This is a genomic window from Falsiroseomonas sp. RANM36 (assembly GCF_056682175.1).
Window position 1 is genome coordinate 350,802 of the sequence record NZ_JBWXTD010000003.1, and the last position, 2,180, is coordinate 352,981.

Sequence of the window (2,180 nt, forward strand, 5' to 3'; positions counted from 1 at the left end):
GCGAGGCGATCGGCTGGGCGCCGAGGCGCAGCAACGCGCGCGAGCAGAGCGCGAGGGCGGTGAGTGACATTTTCTCTCGTTTCCGCTGGCTGGAGGGGCGGCGCGGGGGGGGGGGCCCCCCCCCCCCCCCCCCCCGGGGGGGGCCCCGGGGGGGGGGGGGCGCCGGCCGGCGGATGACCGCGTCTGCTATGCCGAGATCGAGGCGCGCCCCGCCTGAAACCTTGCCGCCGGCCCGCGCCGCCGCCACTCTTTCCGTGCACAAACACGTACGGGAGACGTCCATGATCAACCGCCGCACGACGCTGGGACTTGCCGCCGCCCTCGCCCTGCCGGGCCTCGCCCGCGCGCAGCAGGCCTTTCCCGACCGCGGGCTGCGCTACATCGTGCCCTTCGCGCCGGGCGGGCTCACGGACATCATGGCGCGGCTCGTCGCGCAGCGGATGAGCCAGAACATCGGCCAGACGGTGGTGGTGGACAACCGCGCCGGCGGCAATGCGCTGATCGGCGCGGATGCGGCGGCCAAGGCGGCGCCGGACGGCTACACGCTGCTCGCCATCACCCTGACCCATGCGGTGAACTACACGCTGTTCCCGAACGCGCCCTACAACTTCAAGCGCGACTTCACCGCGCTCTCGGTGCTCGGCTCGCTGCCGCTCGTCGTCGTGGTCAATGCGGAGAAGAGCCCGGCGCAGAACCTCGCGCAGCTGATGGAGCTGGCGCGCACGCGCACGATGAATGGCGGCACCTCGGGCAACGGCTCGCCGCCGCATCTGGGCCTCGAGCTGTTCCGCCAGGCCTCGCGCGCCGGCGACAACATCACCCATGTGCCCTATCGCGGCGGCGCGCCGGGCGTCACGGACCTCGCCGCCGGCAATCTCGACCTGATGGTGAGCAACCTGCCGGAATGCCTCGCGCAGATCCGCGGCGGACGCCTGCGCCCGCTCGCCATCACCAGCGCCGAGCGCCACGCCCTGGTCCCGGACGTGCCGACGGTGCGCGAGGTCGGCGTGCCGCAGCTCGAGATGACGAACTGGACCGCCGTGCTGACGCAGAGCGCCACGCCGCAGCCGATCCGCGCGCGGCTGGAGGCCGAGGTGCAGAAGGCGATCCATGACCCCGAGACGTCGCGCCGCGCCACCGAGGGCGGCTTCCAGGTGCTGGGCTGGGATGCCGCGCGCTCCGCGCAGTTCATCAACGCGGAGGTGGATCGCTGGGCGAAGCTGGTGCAGGAGGCGAACATCCGTGTCGATGGGTGAGCCGTGCCGAGACTGACCCTGGCCGAGGCCGAGACGCTGGCGCGCGAGGCGCGGGCCGCGGCCGGCGCCAATCCGCGCATGGCGGCGCTGACCGCCGCGTCGCTGGTGGCGGCCGAGGCGCTCGGGCAATCCGGCCACGGGCTGTCGCGCGTGGCGATGTATGCCGGCTTCCTGCGCAACGGCCGCGCCGATGGCGCGGCAGAGCCGGCGATCCGCGCCGAGCGCGGCGGCGCGGTGCTGGTGGATGCGCGGCACGGCCTCGCCTACCCGGCCCTGGCGCGGGCGGTCGAGGAAGCAGCGGCGCGGGCGGCGGCGCATGGCGTCGCCGTCGCCGGCATCACCAACAGCCACCACAGCGGCGCGATGGGGCTGCCGGTCGCGGCGCTGGCGCGGCGGGGCCTGGTGGCGCTGGCCTTCACCAACTCGCCCGCCGCGATGCCGGTGCCCGGCGGGCGGCGCGCGCTGATGGGAACCAACCCGGTCGCGGCCGCCTCCCCCCGGCGGGGCGCGGACCCGCTGGTCGTGGACATGGCGCTGAGCCAGGGGGCGCGCGGGAAGATCATGGTCGCGGCGAAGACCGGCACGCCGATCCCGGAAGGCTGGGCGCTGGACGCCGCGGGCAACCCGACCACCGACGCCAGGGCCGCGCTCGGCGGCGCGATGCTCGCCATGGGCGGCGACAAGGGCGCGCTGCTGGCGCTGGTGGTGGAGTTGCTGTGCTGCGCGCTCACCGGCGCCGCCTTCGGCTTCGAGGCGGACAGCTTCTTCGCGGCCGAGGGCAACCGCCCCCGCCTCGGCCAGGCGATCATCGCGATCGATCCGGGCGCGCTGGCCGGGCGCGAGGCCTTCCTCGACCGGATCGAGGCGCTGGTCGGCGCGATGCTCGGCGATCCCGGCGTGCGCACCCCCGGCGCGCGCCGCGCC

Annotated in this window: 2 protein-coding genes; both read left to right on the plus strand. The window is 75.2% G+C overall.

The window, feature by feature from the left end; all coding sequences use genetic code 11:
- Nucleotides 1-281: 281 nt before the first annotated feature.
- Complete coding sequence (locus AC1MIR_RS06480; protein WP_480027364.1) at nucleotides 282-1,256, plus strand: Bug family tripartite tricarboxylate transporter substrate binding protein; 975 nt, start codon at nucleotides 282-284, stop codon at nucleotides 1,254-1,256.
- Nucleotides 1,257-1,259: 3 nt separating this feature from the next.
- Nucleotides 1,260-2,180 (plus strand): Ldh family oxidoreductase (locus tag AC1MIR_RS06485; RefSeq protein ID WP_480027365.1); only part of this gene is annotated, 921 nt, incomplete at its 3' end.

Coding starts and splice junctions, on each gene's coding strand:
- AC1MIR_RS06480 (WP_480027364.1), top strand. CDS start 282: ATGATCAACCGCCGCACGACGCTGGGACTTGCCGCCGCCCTCGCCCTG.